Origin of the sequence: Chryseobacterium sp. Y16C (genome assembly GCF_022488405.1) — a bacterium.
In the GTDB taxonomy this organism is placed as follows: Bacteria; Bacteroidota; Bacteroidia; order Flavobacteriales; family Weeksellaceae; genus Chryseobacterium; species Chryseobacterium geocarposphaerae.
On record NZ_CP092711.1, the window covers coordinates 1584275 to 1604768 of the forward strand.

At 36.6% G+C, this 20494-nt stretch carries 16 protein-coding genes; 1 reads left to right on the forward strand and 15 read right to left on the reverse strand.

Features of this window, described 5'->3' with window-relative positions; translation table 11 throughout:
• Positions 1-73 precede the first annotated feature (73 nt).
• From MKS83_RS06975 to MKS83_RS07045, 15 genes are all read right to left on the reverse strand, one after another.
• Complete coding sequence (locus MKS83_RS06975) at positions 74-3058, reverse strand: PKD domain-containing protein (RefSeq protein WP_240582548.1); 2985 nt, start codon at positions 3056-3058, stop codon at positions 74-76.
• A 13-nt stretch (positions 3059-3071) separates the two neighbouring features.
• Complete coding sequence (locus MKS83_RS06980) at positions 3072-5897, reverse strand: hypothetical protein (RefSeq protein ID WP_240582549.1); 2826 nt, start codon at positions 5895-5897, stop codon at positions 3072-3074.
• 24 nt (positions 5898-5921) lie between these two features.
• Positions 5922-8972, reverse strand: coding sequence for a baseplate J/gp47 family protein (locus tag MKS83_RS06985; RefSeq protein WP_240582550.1), 3051 nt, complete (start codon positions 8970-8972; stop codon positions 5922-5924).
• A gap of 78 nt (positions 8973-9050) precedes the next feature.
• Positions 9051-9464 carry a GPW/gp25 family protein gene (locus tag MKS83_RS06990; RefSeq protein WP_240582551.1) on the reverse strand — a complete coding sequence of 138 codons (414 nt, stop codon included), beginning with the start codon at positions 9462-9464 and terminating at the stop codon, positions 9051-9053.
• A 126-nt stretch (positions 9465-9590) separates the two neighbouring features.
• A complete protein-coding gene (locus tag MKS83_RS06995) occupies positions 9591-9881 on the reverse strand; it encodes a PAAR domain-containing protein (RefSeq protein ID WP_240582552.1) in 291 nt (96 codons plus the stop codon).
• Between the two features lie 2 nt (positions 9882-9883).
• Entirely contained in the window at positions 9884-11629 is a 1746-nt protein-coding gene (gene vgrG, locus MKS83_RS07000; protein WP_240582553.1) for a type VI secretion system tip protein VgrG, read from the reverse strand.
• A 1-nt stretch (position 11630) separates the two neighbouring features.
• Complete coding sequence (locus tag MKS83_RS07005; protein WP_240582554.1) at positions 11631-12365, reverse strand: CIS tube protein; 735 nt, start codon at positions 12363-12365, stop codon at positions 11631-11633.
• Positions 12365-12526 carry a DUF5908 family protein gene (locus MKS83_RS07010; RefSeq protein ID WP_240582555.1) on the reverse strand — a complete coding sequence of 54 codons (162 nt, stop codon included), beginning with the start codon at positions 12524-12526 and terminating at the stop codon, positions 12365-12367. Before MKS83_RS07010 ends, MKS83_RS07005 begins: the two co-directional genes overlap by 1 nt.
• A 202-nt stretch (positions 12527-12728) precedes the next feature.
• The gene (locus MKS83_RS07015; protein ID WP_100376176.1) at positions 12729-13196 is read right to left on the reverse strand and encodes a phage tail protein; all 468 of its coding nucleotides are present in this window, start codon (positions 13194-13196) and stop codon (positions 12729-12731) included.
• A gap of 2 nt (positions 13197-13198) precedes the next feature.
• Positions 13199-13630, reverse strand: coding sequence for a phage tail protein (locus MKS83_RS07020; protein ID WP_100376177.1), 432 nt, complete (start codon positions 13628-13630; stop codon positions 13199-13201).
• A 32-nt stretch (positions 13631-13662) separates the two neighbouring features.
• Complete coding sequence (locus MKS83_RS07025) at positions 13663-15003, reverse strand: phage tail sheath family protein (protein ID WP_240582556.1); 1341 nt, start codon at positions 15001-15003, stop codon at positions 13663-13665.
• 24 nt (positions 15004-15027) lie between these two features.
• Positions 15028-15459: a phage tail protein gene (locus tag MKS83_RS07030; protein ID WP_100376177.1), complete on the reverse strand. Its 432-nt coding sequence runs from the start codon at positions 15457-15459 to the stop codon at positions 15028-15030.
• 32 nt (positions 15460-15491) lie between these two features.
• The gene (locus MKS83_RS07035) at positions 15492-17213 is read right to left on the reverse strand and encodes a phage tail sheath family protein (RefSeq protein ID WP_240582557.1); all 1722 of its coding nucleotides are present in this window, start codon (positions 17211-17213) and stop codon (positions 15492-15494) included.
• Between the two features lie 79 nt (positions 17214-17292).
• Positions 17293-19011 (reverse strand): phage tail sheath family protein, encoded by a 1719-nt coding sequence (locus MKS83_RS07040; RefSeq protein ID WP_240582558.1) that lies wholly within the window; start codon positions 19009-19011, stop codon positions 17293-17295.
• Between the two features lie 45 nt (positions 19012-19056).
• Positions 19057-19638, reverse strand: a complete 582-nt coding sequence (locus tag MKS83_RS07045; RefSeq protein ID WP_240582559.1) for a DUF4255 domain-containing protein — start codon at positions 19636-19638, stop codon at positions 19057-19059.
• A 533-nt stretch (positions 19639-20171) separates the two neighbouring features.
• On the opposite strand from MKS83_RS07045, the gene MKS83_RS07050 reads away from it, so the two are divergent.
• Positions 20172-20492 carry a hypothetical protein gene (locus MKS83_RS07050; RefSeq protein ID WP_100376182.1) on the forward strand — a complete coding sequence of 107 codons (321 nt, stop codon included), beginning with the start codon at positions 20172-20174 and terminating at the stop codon, positions 20490-20492.
• Positions 20493-20494: the final 2 nt, after the last annotated feature.

A 20494-nucleotide genomic window follows, 5' to 3' on the forward strand; every position in this document is an offset into this window, starting at 1 on the left:
AAAGTCTTTTAGTAAACTTCACAGGCAGAATGACTGCCCATGAAGTTATACACTTACTCCTTTTTAGAATTTCTTATCTTGTTACTCCCGTACAAGGATTTATTTCTAAGAAGTTACCATTCGGATAACCTGAGTAAATAGGTGTTGTAGCATTTGCCAGGAAAATCTGAGTAAAGGCAACACCTGTATGACAATAATCTAGTGCACATTCAAGAGAGAACTTAACAAAACCATCTGGTGACAGCAACGCAATTTGCTGTGCTTCCGCCTGTGTTATAACAATTGTATTTTGTCTGCTAAACCCACTTGTTGCATTTGTAGGATAATAATTTTTTGCATCCTGGCTTCCCAATGTATTACTTAAATGGATATTTCCTTTGATAATTCCTCTTGGATCATTGTAAGGAGTTGCACCTTGAATTAAAATACCGTTTCCTTTTAAATTAAAACTAGCATCATTACAAGTATGCCCCGGATCTATACCATCTCTATAAAGAATCACCACCTTCATTCCATTTAAACACACAACCGTCATTTGCCCTTTTAATTTTAATGGAGCTACAGCAACTGTTTTACTACAGCCATTTGCGTTAGTTACAGTAAGCGTTGGATTGAAGACATCCTCCTGCCCCGCAACAAGATTGTATTTATGCTGAACAATTCCATTACCTGGTAAAGCACTTAGAGATAACGGTGCTGTTCCGTCCCCAAAGTTAAATACATAAGTAAGCCCTGAACTGCCACTAGGAACACTCACATGGAAATCTACCGTAGCATCCGGATCTGACGTATCTACTCCGTAGCTTATATTTCCTGTAGTTACAGATACGTTTGGTTGTTCGTAGACAACCAATTGTGCCTCAACCTCATCATCATTAACCGTGAAAGTAATGGTCTGTCCGAAATACGCTGCATTCACCAGAGAAGGATCTAAGAAGCTCTGACCTCCGGATTGTGTAATTGCCGGTATCTGAGTACCATTTACAAAAGCTTTCACCTGACCATCTAACGGAACAGTCGTAATAGCCATTGGAGCATCGTTTTGACATAATTTGCTTTCCGGTAACGCCAGGAATACAGGATCTTTTTTAGAACAGCACAAGTATGGCAATGAGAAATCGGCTAAAACCTGATTGTTTGTTTCTGATTCATAAATTAAAACAAAAGTTCCCCCCGGCTCTACACCAGCCACATGCTCTAAACCTGACTTTCTCTCTAAAAATTCGCTTAAAAGCTCACTTACAACATCGTCTTTTTTAGGATCCTGTCTTACAACCGTAACACTTTCTGATGATGTTTCTTTTGCGAATTCAACCTGATTCAGCAATCTTAATTTATCGTCTAACTTGGAGATGTTTAGTAAACTTTGTGAACTAATTTTTTGATTACTAATATCACTGGAAATGGATAGCAATTGCTTTCTAAGATCTTCTATTGATACTGTTTTTTCTTTCACCGGCACTTCTCCACCAGGTTTTTCCCCTTTTTGCAATACCAATGCAATAACATCAAAAGCCAATCCATATTTTGTTTTAAGATCGTTGATGTTTTGTAATGCTGTTTTATATGGCAACCCGAGATGCCCCTCAATTCTATAGAAATCATTGTCATCAATATTATAATTCAACGGATTCTGAACAAAGTCGTCTCCCGCTAAATTGGCTGTATGATAACTTAAATTATAGGCTTCTCTATCAGTTTTTGTTTTTTCATAATTCCACTGAACCAATAGTGGCTTATCAACACGGTAATAATACGGTATTGCTTTATTACCCAATCTTACATATAGATTAGAAGGAATAATTTTAACAGGCCCAATGAATGATTGAAATCCATTAATTTTCTGTACAAAACGATTGGCAAGCATTATAACTCTTTCGTAGTTCTCATCATCATTTGTAGTTACAGGTGAATTATAAAAACTGTGACGGAAAGGAGTATGATCTCCTAATTCCAACCTTGCACCGACAGGACCTAACATGAGATGCTTAGGGAATGATGCTATACTCGGGCAGCAATCAACATCCAGATACAATATCAATTCTTTTATTTCGTTGTATGTATCGATTAAATCTTTCAGCAAGTCATATCTGTATTGATATTCATCTAATACCCCTGCCGTTTTAGGATACATTAAAGAATTCAATTTGCTAAACAATGATTCACCTCCTAAATTAACACTTATATTAAAAGTTTTCGCAATGGCACCAAAACCATCAGCCAGATCCGTAACAGTTCCAATAGCATTTTGAAATCTTGATTTTAAATCGGATGCTTTTGTAATACTCGGATCTAAAATAACTCTTTTAGCTTCTATTTTAGGTAAGTGATCAAAAAGTTCTTCGTAAGAATTGTGAAGTTTATAGAGGCTATCTTTTGCATCACCTTTATCCATAAGATCAACAACAGACTGCGAATCCGCCAGAAGCACTCTAAGATTGGATACCTGCTCTGCTCCCGTATTGTCACAGTCAGCATCCTGACATGGTGTCTCTTCATTGGAATAGCTTTCCAAATACAGAATAATAATTTTATCATATATATTCTGAATGGTTCCGAATAGCTTAAAATCTGCCGCATTAGCGCCTCCTGCTATCAGCTCGCTATATTCTTCTTCAGTGATCAGCTCTATAAGAGGTATTTGCTGACCGCCAATACGGAAATGCTCATATCTGACGACATCCGTATAATCTCTATAGTATTTATATCTTACATCGCTGAAGTCGATTAAAACTTCTGATGCATTCGCTCTTTTTTTACGCAGCGTTATCAGATCTCCGTCTGTAGTAACTCCGGCTCCCTGTGCAATTAGAATAGTCTGAAGGAAAGGATCATCTAATCCTGCTTTTCCCACCATATCAATTTCAGTCGGCAACAGCAGATTCGTGTATTCTGATTTAAAACCACATACCACTCCTACACCACTCAATCGTGTTCGTGACAGCCTGTCCTGATCCTCGAAATAATCGATAAATTCATTGAGTTGCCCCTCGGTTAGTACCTGATTTTCGTTGAACTTCCTATATTGCGTTGTTACATTATCTAATTTAGTATTCATTGTTTGTCAATTTTTATATGTTTGATTGTCCTAATATGATTTTTTCGTCTAAGTCGTCATCGTCTTCCATTGCACAGTCCAAAAGTCTTCCCGGTCGGTAAATATTGTTCAGATTGGTAAGAGCAATCAATAAATCATGAATGCTGTTTCCAAGATTAGCAGTATTGTTTTTCGACTTATCTGAAAGGTATTTTTTAAAGGTAACTTCAAATTCCGCAAGGTCATTCTGAGCCGCTTCTTTTTCGCTCAGCCGATCTCCTACCCAGCAAATTTTTGCCAGAACATGGGCCGGAATTTCTTGTCTGATAACTGTTTCTGCATAGCGTCTAAAATCAGGATCCTGAAAACGATAAGCAAACCCCGGAAGTACTACACTTACTCGATAGGAATAAGGATCGAAAACATCTGTTTCGCAGTCTTCTTCACACGAAGACATGAACGCTTCCGAATATTCTACCGATTCCGTTGCAGAATCTTCGGTTTCAATATCGTACATCACTTTGAAGGTTTCTTCTATCGACATACAACCAATACCACCCACGATTTTATAATCTTTAGCTGTTGGTTTCAGCAATAAATGCTCAACAAGAAAAATCCCCTCTTCGGTAAAGTCATATTTAAAATATCTTACAATCTCTCTGATTCCATATTTCAACTCTTGCAGCGTGGAATAAGGATTGGTCATTTTATGAGTGGCAATCACATTTTTCTCAACGGTATCATCTACAATTTCAAAATAGTAGTTACCTCCTGCCGAAACACGGATTTTAATATTGCCAATCAGACAGTAACCATCCTGACAGTTTTTTAGTTTTTCTATGGTATTAGGATCATCTTCATCCAATTTCTTCAATGCATTTTCCAGATCTTCCTGATCAATCTGAATCGTTTGATAAATTGCTTCATTAAGATTTTTGGTTGCAGCATACTCAATCTGATAAGTATTGACAGATGATAAGATAATATTGCTCTCTGCATCTTTTATTTTCCAGGTGTAACTTGCCTTCCCTTCACTATTTTCTGTTTTGATAATCGAAACCGGCGATTGGGACAAACTTCTTTGCTGATAATTTTTAATCCCCAACAAACGGGCTATTCTTTTCTGTACCCCGGAAATATTATTTGTATTCCAAAGATCTGAATCTGCAAACAGGGTATAATTATAACCTAATCCGCGATCTTTACTTAATGATTTGTATTCGCTCAGGAATTTTTCTTTGTTGCTCAGTACAATTTCATCGGTAGATTTTCCGTATAATGATTTCATTAAGAAAGTATAGTCACTAAATGTTTCAGCAAAACGGGAAATCAAATGATCCAAAATCTCATTTCGTCGCTCTACACTATTATCCAGTTCCTCATACAGGGAATCAGTAAGTTCATCATCATTTTCAAGATAGTCAGGAACCAATTCCTCAAAACCTTTAATATTTTTGAGAGCCTGTGTAAAGAATGTTCTTTTTAAGCTTCCATTAACACTCAATACTTCTTTCACTTTTTCAAGATGTTTGAAGTAACCCGCAAGTATTTGATCAAAAAACAATAAATATCCTTTTAGCTGCTTTGCCAAAGCTTCTCTTTCGGGAGTCTTATTTCCTATAATGCCTGATATTCCTACTCCGTAAGTATCCGGAAATTCATTTAAGATCGTAGCATAGTTTGCTATATCATAAGATGTTCCCTGTGGTAAAGCCAATTCTTTATTTAATCTGGCATTATCTCTCAGTAGCTCTTCTTCTCTTTGAAGGGTTTCTAAATACTCCTGAACTTTTTTGTCATTGATATTTAACGGAAGAGAACCTTTACTGTAGCTAAATGAACTTAGCTCGCACAATTCAGGTTTTCTGCCTTTTTCAATACAAATCAACCAGTCATTGGTCTGCTTGATCACGTTATCACAACCTGCAATAGAGATTTCATGGATTTCCTTAACCCCATCAATTTTCATAATTTCACTGATGATATCGGAAATACGGACTTCTCTTCTCAACTGGCTGTTTTTAAGTTCTTCAGTATCAATAAAGCCATTATCCAAAAGCGGTCCTTCAAAAATCTGATCCGTAGTCAGTCCTTTTTCCAACATTTGTTTTAATGAATAAAAATGAACTTCCGGAGATAAGTAATTATTGATTGTTCGTATTACTTTGGCATGCACCAGCTCTTCATCAGCCTTGTTTACCAGTCCGATACGGGCGCATACAGCGACTTTCTGGATTTCCACTTCTTTAATTTCAGCTAAATCTTCGCAAAGGCTTCTATTGGCGTGATAGCGGTCTAATATCTGAGTTTTGATATTAGATTTTTCGCATCCTGTACCTACTTTATCAATATCTTCAGCATAATCCACATACAGATCATACAGTCCTTTTATATTGAAGTACTGCGTTTTTTCCCCGATAGGATTGAAGTCTATCTGCCCTGTTTTACAATCCACATACAATGTTTCATCTTTAGGAACCAGCCAACAGTTGCGGATGGGTCTTTTATGACCCGCTACTGAACTGATATCTATAAATAGCTTTCTGTAATCAAGCTCATTTAAAGGTCTTGAAGGCAAAATTTCTGTAGCTTTTAGAAACTGCGTATGAATATCTTTGTCTACATCTTCGGATGCTAAGATATCTTCCATATTCAGATTCATTCTCATTCCAAGATCTGTTATGGCATAACTCAACACTTCCAGAGTGGTAATACCGGGATCGTGGGAGTTATAATCTGTCCAAAGTTTTCCTCCCAGTTGTTCTATGTATTCAATACCTGTTCTGCGTAGAAAATGAAAATCGGTCTGATCTCCGGTTTCTATATTTTTTGATATACTAATGTGCTTATTTTCTGACATAATTATGTTCTCTTCTTTTTATTATTAAATACATACCTGATCTGTAATCGTAATATTATGCTGTTTAGCAGATACCAGGATAGATTTCGGATCCACTTCAATTAGAGATTGTCTTTGTAAAACATTATTTACCAGTATTTTGATCTCATCGATATAATCCACATAGTACAGCTGTTCCAGGTAGCTTACCAGCTGATTGACATTCAATTCTACATTAAAATCAATGTCTTTAGACTCTGTAAAGGCCCATGGAGAGATATATTTTTTAATATCTTCATCCAATTGTCTGATATAGAATGTTTCGTCGTATTGTTCGAAGAATTTAACCCTTGCTTCTATTTTGGCTTCTTTATAATTAGGGTTGATTACCTGAGCAGTAACATGCATGGTATTTAATTCATTTACATAATTTTGAATTCTATTCAGACTCGCTCTACTCACTCTTGGCTGGTAGATATCAAAAGCATTTTTATTTTTAATATTCGGTACCACCATCAGGGTAACATGACCGGGAGCCATATATGAGGTTTCAGAAGTATGGTTTAAGCATTTTACCTTAAAGACTTCCGGAAATTCCTGCAATACTAAACTTTCATAATCCCATTGCGTGATTGCCCTGTGTTTATGTCTCAGCCGTTCACTTACACGTCTGTAAAACTCTGCATCTGCTTCCTTGTATTTACCATCGAATGAATTATAAGGCTGATTAACCGATTTTACCTGAGGTACTCTGGTAATAAGCTTCTTAATGGTATTGGCTTCTAAGCCGTTATTTAAGTGGGACAAATCATTCTCCTGATTCTGGAATGTTGCCAAAACAGCCTGAGTATATATCCCCTGAACTTTACATACGGCATCATAGCTTCTTCTTGATTTAGCCCTGATCCAGACTAACCCATCAGTGAATCTTGTGTGGGTGGTATTGATATCTTTTGGAATTTTAAACTTTACAATACCTGATTCCAGGAACTTTCTCGTTTCGTTTTTCAGCATATTTTGTGAAAGGTCGATCCATGTATTTCCGGACAGGATATGCCATTCGATGAACTCTTTTTCATCAAAAGTATCTACTAAAGGGTTTTCACTTCCTTCCAGCATCTGGATCAGCAGGGAAACGGTAGTTTGCGGTACCGCTTCGAGGCCAATGTACAATTCGCCTCCATTTTCATGCACGGGAACGATGCTTTTCGTTTCAGTTTCTTTTTCATATTGTCCGAATGCATCTTCATGATACACCTGTACTCCTTCACTTTTTGTAGATATCCCGTTAGAGTCCTTCCTCAAATATGAATACGCATTTTCTTTGGCACTATAGCTTAGTTCTATATCTTCAGCAAACGGAATATAGGGTTCGTTTGGAATAAGCTTTTTATATTTCGGCTCACTTGATAATGCCAATGTGTACAGCTTAGGATATACATCATGCAATGACGATTGGTTCAGCGTTAATCGGATAGATTCACTCGTTCCTGCTTCATTATTCGTATTATTGATAGAAAACTGAGTTTTATAACTACCTTCTACTTTTTTGAATAACTCAAGATCATTAACTTTATCATACCATACTTCTTTTTCCAACAAGGCTGCATCTGCTTTAAAATAAGCATCAGAAGTTACAATTGAAGAGGTTTCCAATGTTTGAAAATCTCCCAAACTAATGTTTTGGCCAGGCTGGATTATGTATCCATTATATAAATCTTTTATAGAATCAGGAGTATTTTTCCAGTTGATGGTAATATTTGCATTTAGCCATTTTTTGGAAAACATTTCAGGACATTTAATATAAAAATTAGATCCTTTAATGGGTTGTGCAGTAAATGGGTAATAAGGTTTTTCTGAATTTAGGGTATCACTATCATTTTCTAACTGAACAGACTTTATCCCTTTTACATCAACCGCTATCTCTATGTTTTTTATTAGTTTTTCTGAAAGGGCTTCGTAGATATCGTAATACCTTGATCCTTCAATCATAAATCGTACAACAGGAAAATCGGTTTGGAATTTTTCTAACAGTACTTCCTTATTATACTTTACAACTGCAGGAAACTCTTTAGACAAGGTAAAGGAAAGCTCCAGTCGCTCTTCTTCATTTTTGTTACATTTTAAGACAATTCCTGATAACCACTCTTTTTCTCCGCTACAAAGCACTTTGATATTATTTTCAATATCAGCTTTTGAGATATTCTGTAATTTTTGAGTTGAATTTTTATTAAAGTCTATGGTAAGCGTCACTGTTCGTTCGCCTTCCTTCAATTCAAATAATGAAGATGCCACCGAAAAGCCCAGTTTAGCTGTTGGAAGCTCTTTATAAATAGATTTACCTGAAATTGTTTCATCAGAATTATATCCGAATGGCCACCAATAGTTGCTGTCTTCCGGCAATTTATCACCTAGACCATCGGCTGTATTGGCAACCGCAGCCATTTTCAGTTCTCCTTTTTCAACGTCGTTTAAGAAACTTTTGATCTCGACTACTTTTGCCTGATTGGCAATAAGTTCTTCGCCTGTTTTGTAAATACGTTTTTTTCCGTTCGCATCTTTATCACCATCCAACAATGTTCCGGACGGGATTCTTTCCTGAATTGCTTTTTTGGCCAATTCAAAAATCACATAGACTTTGTCTTCTTTAGCATCATTTTTTTCAATCTGAAGAATTTCGTTATAATAGAAATCCAGATGTCTTTTTGTTAAATTATTGAAAGCTTTTTTTGAGAAGTCCAATAATTTTAAAAAACAAACAAATAAAGTGAGGTGAGGCGTTAAATTACTGTCTTGTTCAAACTGGGAAATAAGGTCTGCAACCTGTTTTTTCATACTTTTATACTCCACGCTTTCTCTGCGCGGAATCGTATCGGCATCGTCACCTAAGAAGAAGTTTCCCCATCTTCCTTTTGGTGTTGTATGATCGCCTTTGTCAAAATAGTTTACACGCTGTGCAAAATTGTTTGCGAATAATAGCCAATCAAACAAATCGAAATCGTGTAATTCAAGATTGCCAGGATCTAATTCTGCTAAAAAACGCTGCATTTGTGATTTTCCTTCACGATAATGTGAAAATGTATCTGTTTTTTTCATTTGTTTATATTTATCTTTCTATGGTCAGATGCAATACTTATGTTGGTAGTATTCAAAATGGCTACAGACATCCCGTAATCAGTATATTTCAGTAGCTTCCTCTTTATAAAAAGGAAAAACAATATTGCTTCTTGTATTCGTATTTCTTACTTCGTAGTCAATTTTTATCAACACTTCACCTTCAAGTTCCTGCTGGGTATCAATATCAATACTTAAAATGTTTATTCTGGGTTCGTGATATAAAATCGCACGTTCGATGATTCCTTTCATCTGGGTAATAAGTGTTAAATCTAAAGGCTTAAAGAGCATTTCCTGCAAATCGCATCCGTAGTCCGGAAACATTACCCGTTCTCCAGGACGTGTTGACAATAAAATAATAAGGCTATTATTGATGTCTTCCACATCCGTAGTCATTGCCAGTTTTCCTTCAGTTTCATTAAACTCAGGCGGAAAGCCCCAGCCTATTCCTAAAAAATCTGTATTTATTTTCATACGTTATTTTGTATTATATTTAGTTGTAACATCTTGCATCTGTAGCATAGAGTTTAGTTGTTCTAACCGTTTTATTATTGTTGTTTATTTAAATGACGGTTATTCTCATATGAAACCCTTCTCTTATTATCCGCCTATTAAAACGGTAGCTTCACCTGCGCTTATTACTCCTCCATGAGCAGTGGAATCCCCCATTCTTGCGGCAGGTTTTCCGCCTATCAAAACACTTGAAGAACCTGATGCAATAGTATCTATGGGACCTGTACACACTGCTTTGTCTCCTACTCTGGCTGCGGGTTTTCCACCGATAAGCACGGTAGGTTCTCCTGCAGGAATGATGGGCCCGCCTACATGCGGAACATTTCCCGTCACCATAGGACAGGTATGCATATCTGTAATTCTTGCTGCCGGTTTCATGATTAGTTAATTTTTACCTGAGATCCTTTTATTACTGTTACTGCTCCGGATTTTAGTTCCGAACCTGAGCTTCCCTCTGCTTTCAACTGGGCACTTGCTTTGATACTGATATTAGTTCCTTCCATCTTAATGTCACCTTTTGCTTTCATCTTGATATCTTTCCCACTTTCTATACTAATGCCGTCTTTATTAAGCGTAAGGATATTGGAATGTTCATCTTCTATTTTAATGATGTCTGCATCTTCGTCCAGGATCACTTTTTTTCCTTTTGGTGTTTCAAGGGTGTAAGAGATTTTGTCGTCATTAAAGATCATTTTCATTTCGCTTCGGGTAACAAATCCTTTTTCGTGATTATCATCAGAAGCTACAAGGGGAGCAGGTTTGGTACTGCTGTTTAACATTCCCAGCACCACTGCATCATTGGGATCATCGTTAATGAAACCGATAATCACCTCATCCCCGATTTCCGGTCTGAAAAATGATCCTCTGTTTTCTCCGGCATCAAGAGTGGCTACTCTTGCCCAAATTCCTTCTTCTTCGTTATTAATGATTGGGATTTGTACTAAAATTCTGTCTTCCCCATCCGGATCCGATTCTAACTGTGATACAACACCGATATGCAATCCGCTTATGGAAGGAATAATTCCTGAGCCCGGCATTTCGCTTACATCATAAGTTTCTGAAAACCATGTTGGAGAAAGTCCAAACTGGGCATCTACCAGCCAGTTTCCATCGGCTATTTCATGACGGACACCTGTAACGTATATTTTTCCGTTAAATCGGTTCCCTACTCCCTGGAGCGTTAATGAAACTCCTGGTTTTACAGATGGGATTCCCTGGAATTTTACTCTTCCTCTTGTTTTAGCCAATTGCTGAAAGGTTGCTTTTGCATCACTCCAATCTTGTAATTCGTTTTGAGTAAGATTTCCGCCGTGTTTAAGCTGAAGATCTTCAATTCCGAAAACTTTCGCTAAATCTCCGGATGAAAGATTTCCATTCAGATTAATAGCCGGATTCTGAGCTTCCACTTCTGTCAATTCCTGATCGGTATAGCTCCAGGTTTTAGCTGTAATTTTGTTGAATTGATCTCTGGCGTCAATTTCACCATCAAACTCATGTACAGAAGATCCGTAAACAACTGTTTCCACTTCTTTTCCACTAAAATCAGGTTTCGCTATTTTTACCGTTCCGTCTTCAACAAAACACAATTTACCGTTTGCCTGTGCTCTGGTTAACATAAAATCCCAATCAGAAGACTGATACTGAACCAGTTCTTTGTGTGAATTTGAAGTAGCTTCAACATCGGCAGTCGCACCGCTATTACCAATCAATTCTTCAATAATATCACTGTCTTTGCTGTCGTAGAAATATTTACTTTTTCTTCCTAAGGTCATTTTTACAGCCTTATCTCTACATTCGATGATCAGATAAGAAGAGCCGCTTCTGACTTTTATATTATGCTTTACAACAACCCCTTTAAAAATGGTTTCTTCTTCGGAATGATATCCTGCTGTAATTTCAATTTCTTTTCCGGGTATTAACAGTTCTTCATTACTTAGTTCAAAATCCTGCTCCGGTACGCTTCCATCTAAAATAACGATGCGGGCATAAGGAATTCTGTTGACTTCTTTTTCTACAACAATGCTTTTAACTCCGTATTTACCAGGCAATTCGGCATCTCCGGACATCACCTTAAAAGTTATTAAATCGGAAGTCCTTGCTGTTTGTATGTATCCGCTATTGTTCATGTTATGATGTTTTTTCTATAGGTGGAAAGTAGAGCTCGCTCCCGGGTTTTAACTGTCTGAAATTGATAAGGTCATTTATTTTAGCGACTTCCAGATAGTACTTAGAATCTCCATAAATTCTTTCGGTCATTAGAGGAAGTGTATCTCCGTCTTGTACAGTTCTTTTATGGGTAAGGTCTGGAGAAGTTGTTTTTGCAATTTTTGCGGCAAGTTCTTTACTAATTGATCCGCCGAAATTTGCTTTTCCGATAGCTCTTAAAGGAGTCCCATCATTATTAAATAATTTATAATCTATTGTAAATTCGTTAAGGATTCCCTTAAATTCAAATTTTCCCCAAATAATGATGACATTATACGGTTTATGAATTGTACCATCATATTGTCCAGTTGCTTCGTAGAAATCATACAATTGCTGAGTAACAGATGTTTTACTAAAAGGATCTTTTTTTCCTAAACCTTCCTTTATCTTATTTATAAGCTTATTACCAGGGTTATCTTTTACTACTCCTGTACCGTCAAATAAAAATTCCAATTGTAAAGACGGAGCGGAAGTCTTATCAAATTTTTGTTCACCATCACTTGCTCCGCTTGCCTGTTCCTTATTAAAATCGTTTTTACGTGTAAAAGAAAACCCAGTTGGATTAATAAGGGCTTTAAAAGCCCCTCTGGTTTTTATTTTTTTATAACTAGAATCCTCATAAGAATCTATTTTTACTTTCATAATTTCTCCTCCCATTATCTTTCTTTTTTACGTTTTTCAATATTTGACATTTGTTCTACGCTTTCACTAATTGCCCGCATAATTTTTGCTTCATCAACTGATGTTGCATTTGTTGTTGTTGCTGCTTTTTCATCCACATTTATTTTAATGTGAAGCTCTTTTATTTCTATTGGCATTTCGTTTGTTTTTTAATCAATTATTAATATCCAAAAACACTAATAACCAATGATTTAACATATTTATTTAAAAAAAAATCTAAGCACATGGAGAGTGCGTTCAGTCTTGCTATAGACCAATCTTTTGTTATTTATCTGAAAAATTTTGCTGAATGTTATCTGAAAACTACCACACTTTTCGTGCTTAGATTAGATTTAGAAATTACAAGCCTAAGCTTGCTAATGATGAGGGTATTGTGAAATATCTGTATTTCAGTTCTATGGTTTCAATAGCAAGTTTGCTTTCTTCTGCGTTGAATTCTGAGACTTCCCATTTTACAGGATACGCTCCAACTACATTCCAAACCATTAAAGGTGCTGTAGATTGCAGGCCTCCCGAAAGGGTAATGATCAGATCTCTGGGTTCAAACTCGAAGTTTTCCATCGCATTTCTGCACCAGCTGATCAATCCAGAACTTACGATTAATCCACGTTTAAGAACTAAATTAGGATATTTTGGTCTCAAAGGAAGCTGATGAGTAAATCTGTTTTCGCCTCCTTCGGCATATTCTTCAGTTGGAATTTCTGTTGATAAGCCGGAGATCGATTGAAATCTGGAGTCAATACCCTCTGTTGTTGAGATCCCATTAACAATAAAAGAGAAACTGGTTGGAGGATATAAAAGAGCCATGATTAGTTATTTTCGATAGTTAATCCTTCGTGTGCAATTTCCAGTGTTTCAATGGCAACTTCATTACCTTCTGCTTTCAGATCTGTTGAATTCACTTTAAGAACGAATGCATTTTTCACTTTCCAGGTTACTGCAGGCTCCCCATTCTCATCCAAAAGAGAGATTGTAATCGATCTTCTCTCTACCGTATTCAATTGAATTGTCTGGAACCATTCAAAAAATTCGTTATCTCCTTTGAAAGTTCCTCTCTTCAATGTAAGGTTGCTGTAAGTTTTCAATCCCGGCATTTTAATCTTGCTGAAGTCCGGGCTTGCTCCGTGTCTGTATTCAATTAAAGCTGCTTCGGCATTTAATCCCGATACTTCCTGGAATCCTACTTTTGTTCCGCCCCAATCTACTTCAAAGGCAAACTTTACTAATGGATATGTACTCATAATGTATGTATATTTATTGTTATTAATTTATTTTATGCTTCCTGTAGTTTATGTGAAAAGCGTAATACGATAAATTCAGCCGGACGCACTGCTGCCATACCGATCTCGATGTTCATTCTTCCTTCCAGGATATCCTGAGCAGACATGGTTTTGTTTAAACCTACACTCACGTAATACGCCTCTTCAGGCTTGCTTCCTGCCAAAGCTCCGTCCTGCCACTGCTGATTCAGGAAATTCTCGATCATAGTCTGTACACGGATCCATGTATTGGCTGTATTCGGCTCAAAAACGAAACGTTCTGTTGCTTTTTTCACAGATTCTTCCACCATGTTGAAGAAACGACGTACAGAGATATATCTCCATTCATTGCTGTTTCCGTCCAGTGTTCTTGCTCCCCAAACCAAATTTCCTTTTCCTGTGAATGATCTGATAGCGTTAATTGATTTTCCGGCAGTTGGATCTACGTTAAGGCTTTCCTGATCTTCGTGAGAAATTTTTACGGTAGGAGCTACTACATAGTTAAGTCCAACATTAGCAGGAGCTTTAAATACTCCGGAAGTACTGTCTACTTTAGCATACACTCCCGCCATTGTTGATGACGGAGCCATTATCACTCTGTTAGATTCGATAGCATTTTTAGCCAGGTTATACAATTCAGAATCATGAGTTTTCCAATGCTCTAAAGTTTGACCTTGAACCATAATAGCTGGATCATAGCTATAAGATAAAACTGTTTCTAATTTTGGATAATAAGCAGCACCATATTTTAAATTTTCGCTACTGTCCAATTTATCTCTAAAATCAGCAACTGCAGTATTAGTATTTCCAACAACATCCATGATAACAAATCTGTCTTTCATCAATCCTGCATGGTCTAAAGCCAAACCATATAAATCATAAGCGTTGTCTAAACTTAAACCTTCAGCATCCGGGAAAACGATAAGAGTTGGTTCGTCTTCTTTTTCTAACGTATCAAGACCATCTTCTAAATCTCCCTTATCAACTGAAGTTGGATAACCAGTTGCCAAATCTCCTACAGAAACAATATAACATGGTCCTCCACCATTGGCAAAATACATTTGCATAGCATAATACATTTTAAAAGGACTAGGTGTTGCTAAAGTCGCAGTAACAGTTCTTGGCTTAATTGGAGGTGTTGTAGTTGCAGCAGCTACAGCAAATGTGAAAGCTTCATTTTTTGCTTTTCCGAAAAGCGTTTCGTACTCCAATATAGAAGAGATTCTCGTCGGTTCATTTTTTTGTCCCTTTTCAGTATATCCGATAAAAGCAGGAATAGCTGTTTCTACTTGTGCTACAGAGGGTGGGAATTTTGCAATTTCCTCTACGTAGACTCCAGGTGTTTTGTAATTCATTTTTTTTAATTTTTAAGTTAATAATTAGTTATTTTCGATAGTTAATCCTTCGTGTGCAATTTCCAGTGTTTCAATGGCAACTTCATTACCTTCTGCTTTCAGATCTGTTGAATTCACTTTAAGAACGAATGCATTTTTCACTTTCCAGGTTACTGCAGGCTCCCCATTCTCATCCAAAAGAGAGATTGTAATCGATCTTCTCTCTACCGTATTCAATTGAATTGTCTGGAACCATTCAAAAAATTCGTTATCTCCTTTGAAAGTTCCTCTCTTCAATGTAAGGTTGCTGTAAGTTTTCAATCCCGGCATTTTAATCTTGCTGAAGTCCGGGCTTGCTCCGTGTCTGTATTCAATTAAAGCTGCTTCGGCATTTAATCCCGATACTTCCTGGAATCCTACTTTTGTTCCGCCCCAATCTACTTCAAAGGCAAACTTTACTAATGGATATGTACTCATAATGTATGTATATTTATTGTTATTAATTTATTTTATGCTTCCTGTAGTTTATGTGAAAAGCGTAATACGATAAATTCAGCCGGACGCACTGCTGCCATACCGATCTCGATATTCATTCTTCCTTCCAGGATATCCTGAGCAGACATGGTTTTGTTTAAACCTACACTCACGTAATACGCTTCTTCAGGCTTGCTTCCCGCCAAAGCTCCATCCTGCCACTGCTGATTCAGGAAATTCTCGATCATAGTCTGTACACGGATCCATGTATTGGCTGTATTCGGCTCAAAAACGAAACGTTCTGTTGCTTTTTTCACAGATTCTTCCACCATGTTGAAGAAACGACGTACAGAGATATATCTCCATTCATTACTGTTTCCGTCCAGTGTTCTTGCTCCCCAAACCAAGTTTCCTTTTCCTGTGAATGATCTGATAGCGTTAATTGATTTTCCGGCAGTTGGATCTACGTTAAGCGCATCTTGTTGTCTGTCAGAAATTTTTTCTGTTGGTGCTTCTACAAAGTTAAGTCCTAAGTTAGCGGGTGATTTCCATACTCCGGAAGTACTGTCTACTTTAGCATACACTCCTGCCATTGTTGATGATGGAGCCAATACTACTTTTTTAGATTCAATTGCTTTTTTAGCCTGATTATAGAAGTCAGAGCTGATTGATTTCAAATCTGCTAAATTTGTAATACCAGATGCACCAGTAACTAAAACATCAACTTCATTATAATTATAGCTCAAAACTGTTTTTAATTTTGGATGATAAGCAGCTCCGTATTTTAAACCTTTAGCTATTACTTCTTTTCTGAAATTAACATCATTACCCAATACATCCATAATAACGAATCTGTCTTTCATTGATTCTGACAAATCTAAAGCAGCATTATATACAGAATAAGCCTCAGTAATAGCAGAAGCTATATTAGCATCAGAAACATTATCAGCATTTTGAGAAGTAAAGCCGGAAATAACCGAAGCAGTAGTAAGATCTGCCTTATAAGCATCTGCAATGATTTTAGCAGCAGCCTTAACTGTAGTAACACTAGAATTTGCAATGGTAGCAGCGACTTTAGCAGCGTCTATAACCTCTTGCGCAGCCCGAGCAGCAGCTACTTCACTAAGGTCATCAGGATTAGTAACTTCATAATCCGCAGCTACAGCATCGGCGGCAGCTACAGCAGCAGCTACATTAACACCGTCAATAGCATCTAGAACAGCTTTAGCAGCAGCTTCAGCGGCAGTAGCTACATTCACATTATTTATAGCATCTTGAAAAGCAGCATCTGCGGCAAGAACTTCAGCAGCCGTAGCAACTAAACCTTGAAGATCCGGGAAAACGATAAGAGTAGGCTCGTCTTCTTTCTTTAATAATTCCAGACCTGCTAATAAAGTTTTATCTGATGTAGTAGATTTAGCAAGTACAGGATCTGAGTAATTTCCTACTGATACAATATAACAAGGACCTCCTCCATTTGCAAAATACATTTGCATAGCATAATACATTTTGAAGTCGCTGACTTTGGTTTGTGTTGCCGTTGCAACGCCATCTTTGAAAGCTACAGCAAAAGCTTCAGGGTTTGCTTTTCCAAAAAGAGCTTCATACTCCAACATGGAAGAAATTCTTGTCGGTTTGTGTTGCTCTCCTACTTCTGTATACCCAATAAAAGCAGGAATAGCTGTTTCAACTTGCGCTACGGAAGGCGGAAATGTCTCCTTCTCCTCCACGTAGACTCCAGGGGTTTTGTAATTCATTTGTTAAAAATTTTAAATTAATATTAATTATTCCTCGAAGTACACCTTCGAATGTTCATTCATAGTTGAATGTTGAGAATTATTGTAATTGGTGTGAAAAGTTCAGTACGATAAACTCAGCCGGGCGTACTAATGCTATTTTGACAGTTACGTCCATTGTTTTAGGCTCATCTTTATTGCCATCTACTTCAACATGGTAAGCTTCTTTCGGAATACTTCCTGCTAAGGCACCATCCAGCCATTGTTGGTTTAGAAAATTCTCCAGCATTGTCTTTGCCCGTAACCATGTATAGGAGATATTAGGCTGATCAATGAACTGTTTAAGAGCTTCCTTTATTGATTGTTCAACCATATCATAATATCGGCGCACATGCACATATTTCCATTCGTTATCTTCCTCTTCGTTTTTATCTTTTCCATCCAATGTGCGTGCTCCCCAAACCAAAATCCCTTTTCCTGTAAAGTTTTTGATAGCATTGATCGATTTCCCAGTATCATGGATGTTTAAATCTGACTGTTCTTCTTCAGAAACTTTTTCTGTCGGAGCAGTTACATAATTAAGACTTACGTTTGCAGGAGCTTTCCATACTCCTCTTACACTGTCTACTCTTCCATATACTCCTGCCATTGCTGATGATGGTGGCAAAACAATATGTAAGGATCTTATTTCTTTTTTTACCTGATTATAAAGTTCTGAATTGGATGATTCTAAATTTTTAAGTGTTATTCCGTCTGCAGCTCCTTTTTTGTCTTTTACGTTGAGAATTGCAGCTTTTAACGCATCAAACTCTCCACTGAAGACCGGTGCATTTTCGTCTAAATCATCAGGGACAATAAAATCGTCTATTGTTCCATCATATATAGCATCCAGTACAATTTTAGCTTCTTCAATTGCTTCCGTTAAAACAGCTTTTGTATCAGGGATCTCACCATGTGTTTCATCGGCTGCCTCATTAATTTCTTCTGCAATTGCAACAGCCTGACCTAACAAGTCTGCAAGAACAAATCCATTTGCTGATCCGCTTGAGATTTCTTCACTTGCCAGTCTTTTTAATTCGTCTAAAGCAGCAATCTCGCCCGAATAAAAATCGGCACTGGTTTGTCCTGCATTTTGTAAACCTATATGGGTAATAGGGGTTTCAGTCTCATCAAAAGTATAATTCAATATGGTTTTTAAATGCGGAAAATAAGCGGCTGCATAGCTGGATGAGGTTACTTTATCTCTAAAATACGCAATCGTATTAAGATCTCCCGATGTCGTTGTAGAATCTCCGTAATAGGTATCCAGAATGACAAATCTGTTTTTTACCCGTTCTGCCTGAGCTATTGCTTCATTATAAAGAGTATAAAATTCCTCCTGGTTTGTTAATGATATGGCATCAGGAAAAACAATAAGCGTAGGTTCATTTGAATTTTCAATCTTATCTAAACCTGTTTTTAAATCGGTATATTTTACTTCTGCTGATGTATAATTTCCTACTGAAACAATATAACATGGTCCGCCACCATTCGCAAAATACATCTGTAAAGAATAGTACATTAAAAACTGTACCGGAGGTGCCACAATAGTTACTCCTTTACCTTCTACATCTTTTAACTGAATACTTTCTTGTTTGGCTTTTCCAAAATATTCTTCATATTGCAAAAAAGAACTGATTTTGTACAGCTTATTGTAGCCAACAGTTGCAAAGTCTGTATACCCGATGAATGCAGGTATAGCTGTATCGGCTAATGCAACTGAATAAGGAAGTCTTGTAATTTCTTCAACTGAAACACCTGGTGTTTTTAGATTTAACATGTCTTGAAAATTTAAATTGATGGTTATTTGTTTTGTTTTTTATGATTAATCGACTTTAATACTTTCTATATTTACTTTATCAATTAATTTAACAGGAACTTCGTCTACGGCCTCGATTTTTATCACACTGATCTTGTATAAAACAGAAGGCATCACTTTTCCTCCTAGTAATCCCCAGATATAACTTAGCTGATCAAAAGGAACAGAGTGCAGTTCTATCCTGAACCTGAAATTTTTTTCCACATCAGAATCAACATATTCCAATACATTGTTTGTCTGGAAAATCTCGATGACTTTTGATATGTTTGTCAAAGCTTTGTCATAGGCAGTTCTGTTCGCGGAGATCATCAGGTATAAGTTCAAATAAGCCGGAGGATTCTGCTTTTTCATGTCATAAACAGGAGGATTTCCACTTACTGTTTTTCTGGTGTACCAAGATTTGTTCTTCAATGTTGATTCTTCCTCGACGTTTAGTAGGGTAATTACTACTTTATTATCAAGCTCTGAGGTATCATCATCATGTTTTGCTATGTCATCAACAACTGCTATTTCGCCGTCATCATCCATCAAGCCTTTTAACGGATCATTCAGCTTATTTTTTAAAATCGTCAATACTTCTTTAATCATAATTTTGCTCTTTGTTATTATGGTGCAAACATACAATAGCCCCCATCCAAAAGACAAATATTTTGAGGGGTCAAACCTGTCTTTGCAGTAAATATTATTTCCAATATTTATGAAAAAAATTAGAATTAAATTAAACAAAATACTGAAAATCAAATATTTAAAATTAAATAAAATAAATACAATATTCAAATAATCTAATTTCAGTGAAATACAGCTTCCCTATTGAAGTTTAATTTTGTCATTAAAGACAAGCATATCTGTACACCCATGGCAATAATTTAATTGTCATTTTTTGTTTTTTGAAACCAATATATATTTCCAATGATTTTACTTCAAGATTAGGTATTATGTGAAATATTAGTTCTCAAAATATCTTTGAATATTTCCTTAATCAGAGGACCCTAAATTATGACCTGTATATTAACACTTTATTTTATCTTTTACTGCAAAGACTGAATAGACAGACCTCATAATTCGTAAAAGGATTTTTCTTCTTCTAATTTTGACCCCAATAATTTTAAAACTTTAATCACATGAATATCAAAAAACTTTTTAGCAAGCGTAATGAAATTATTGGCGGGCATTTCAACGAACTCCGCTCCAAAATGGGTATGGCCAATCAGGATGAAGAATTTATTTTTTCTGTAAGAGAAGAAATCTGTAATCAGTGTCCTTTGAAAAGTGGTAATAATTGCAACGCAATGAAATGGATGAATCCGGAGACTCTGGAAGTTTCGGATTCTTCAAAAGATGGGTTTATAAGAGGTTGCGGATGCAGACTGAGCGCAAAACAAAGATCAAAACTGAGTCTTTGTCCTGCAGGTTTTTGGGGAGGTGAATTTGATAAAAAATAAGC

Excerpts from the sequence above, each read along its gene's own strand:
- MKS83_RS07040 (WP_240582558.1), bottom strand. The coding sequence starts at position 19,011 with ATGTTAAATCTAAAAACACCAGGTGTTTCAGTTGAAGAAATTACAAGA.
- MKS83_RS07005 (WP_240582554.1), bottom strand. The coding sequence starts at position 12,365 with ATGGGAGGAGAAATTATGAAAGTAAAAATAGATTCTTATGAGGATTCT.
- MKS83_RS06985 (WP_240582550.1), bottom strand. The coding sequence starts at position 8,972 with ATGAAAAAAACAGATACATTTTCACATTATCGTGAAGGAAAATCACAA.
- MKS83_RS07020 (WP_100376177.1), bottom strand. The coding sequence starts at position 13,630 with ATGAGTACATATCCATTAGTAAAGTTTGCCTTTGAAGTAGATTGGGGC.
- MKS83_RS07050 (WP_100376182.1), top strand. The coding sequence starts at position 20,172 with ATGAATATCAAAAAACTTTTTAGCAAGCGTAATGAAATTATTGGCGGG.
- MKS83_RS07025 (WP_240582556.1), bottom strand. The coding sequence starts at position 15,003 with ATGAATTACAAAACACCTGGAGTCTACGTAGAGGAAATTGCAAAATTC.
- MKS83_RS06975 (WP_240582548.1), bottom strand. The coding sequence starts at position 3,058 with ATGAATACTAAATTAGATAATGTAACAACGCAATATAGGAAGTTCAAC.
- MKS83_RS07015 (WP_100376176.1), bottom strand. The coding sequence starts at position 13,196 with ATGGCTCTTTTATATCCTCCAACCAGTTTCTCTTTTATTGTTAATGGG.
- MKS83_RS07030 (WP_100376177.1), bottom strand. The coding sequence starts at position 15,459 with ATGAGTACATATCCATTAGTAAAGTTTGCCTTTGAAGTAGATTGGGGC.
- MKS83_RS07035 (WP_240582557.1), bottom strand. The coding sequence starts at position 17,213 with ATGAATTACAAAACCCCTGGAGTCTACGTGGAGGAGAAGGAGACATTT.
- MKS83_RS06990 (WP_240582551.1), bottom strand. The coding sequence starts at position 9,464 with ATGAAAATAAATACAGATTTTTTAGGAATAGGCTGGGGCTTTCCGCCT.
- MKS83_RS07045 (WP_240582559.1), bottom strand. The coding sequence starts at position 19,638 with ATGATTAAAGAAGTATTGACGATTTTAAAAAATAAGCTGAATGATCCG.
- MKS83_RS07010 (WP_240582555.1), bottom strand. The coding sequence starts at position 12,526 with ATGCCAATAGAAATAAAAGAGCTTCACATTAAAATAAATGTGGATGAA.
- vgrG (WP_240582553.1), bottom strand. The coding sequence starts at position 11,629 with ATGAACAATAGCGGATACATACAAACAGCAAGGACTTCCGATTTAATA.
- MKS83_RS06995 (WP_240582552.1), bottom strand. The coding sequence starts at position 9,881 with ATGAAACCGGCAGCAAGAATTACAGATATGCATACCTGTCCTATGGTG.
- MKS83_RS06980 (WP_240582549.1), bottom strand. The coding sequence starts at position 5,897 with ATGTCAGAAAATAAGCACATTAGTATATCAAAAAATATAGAAACCGGA.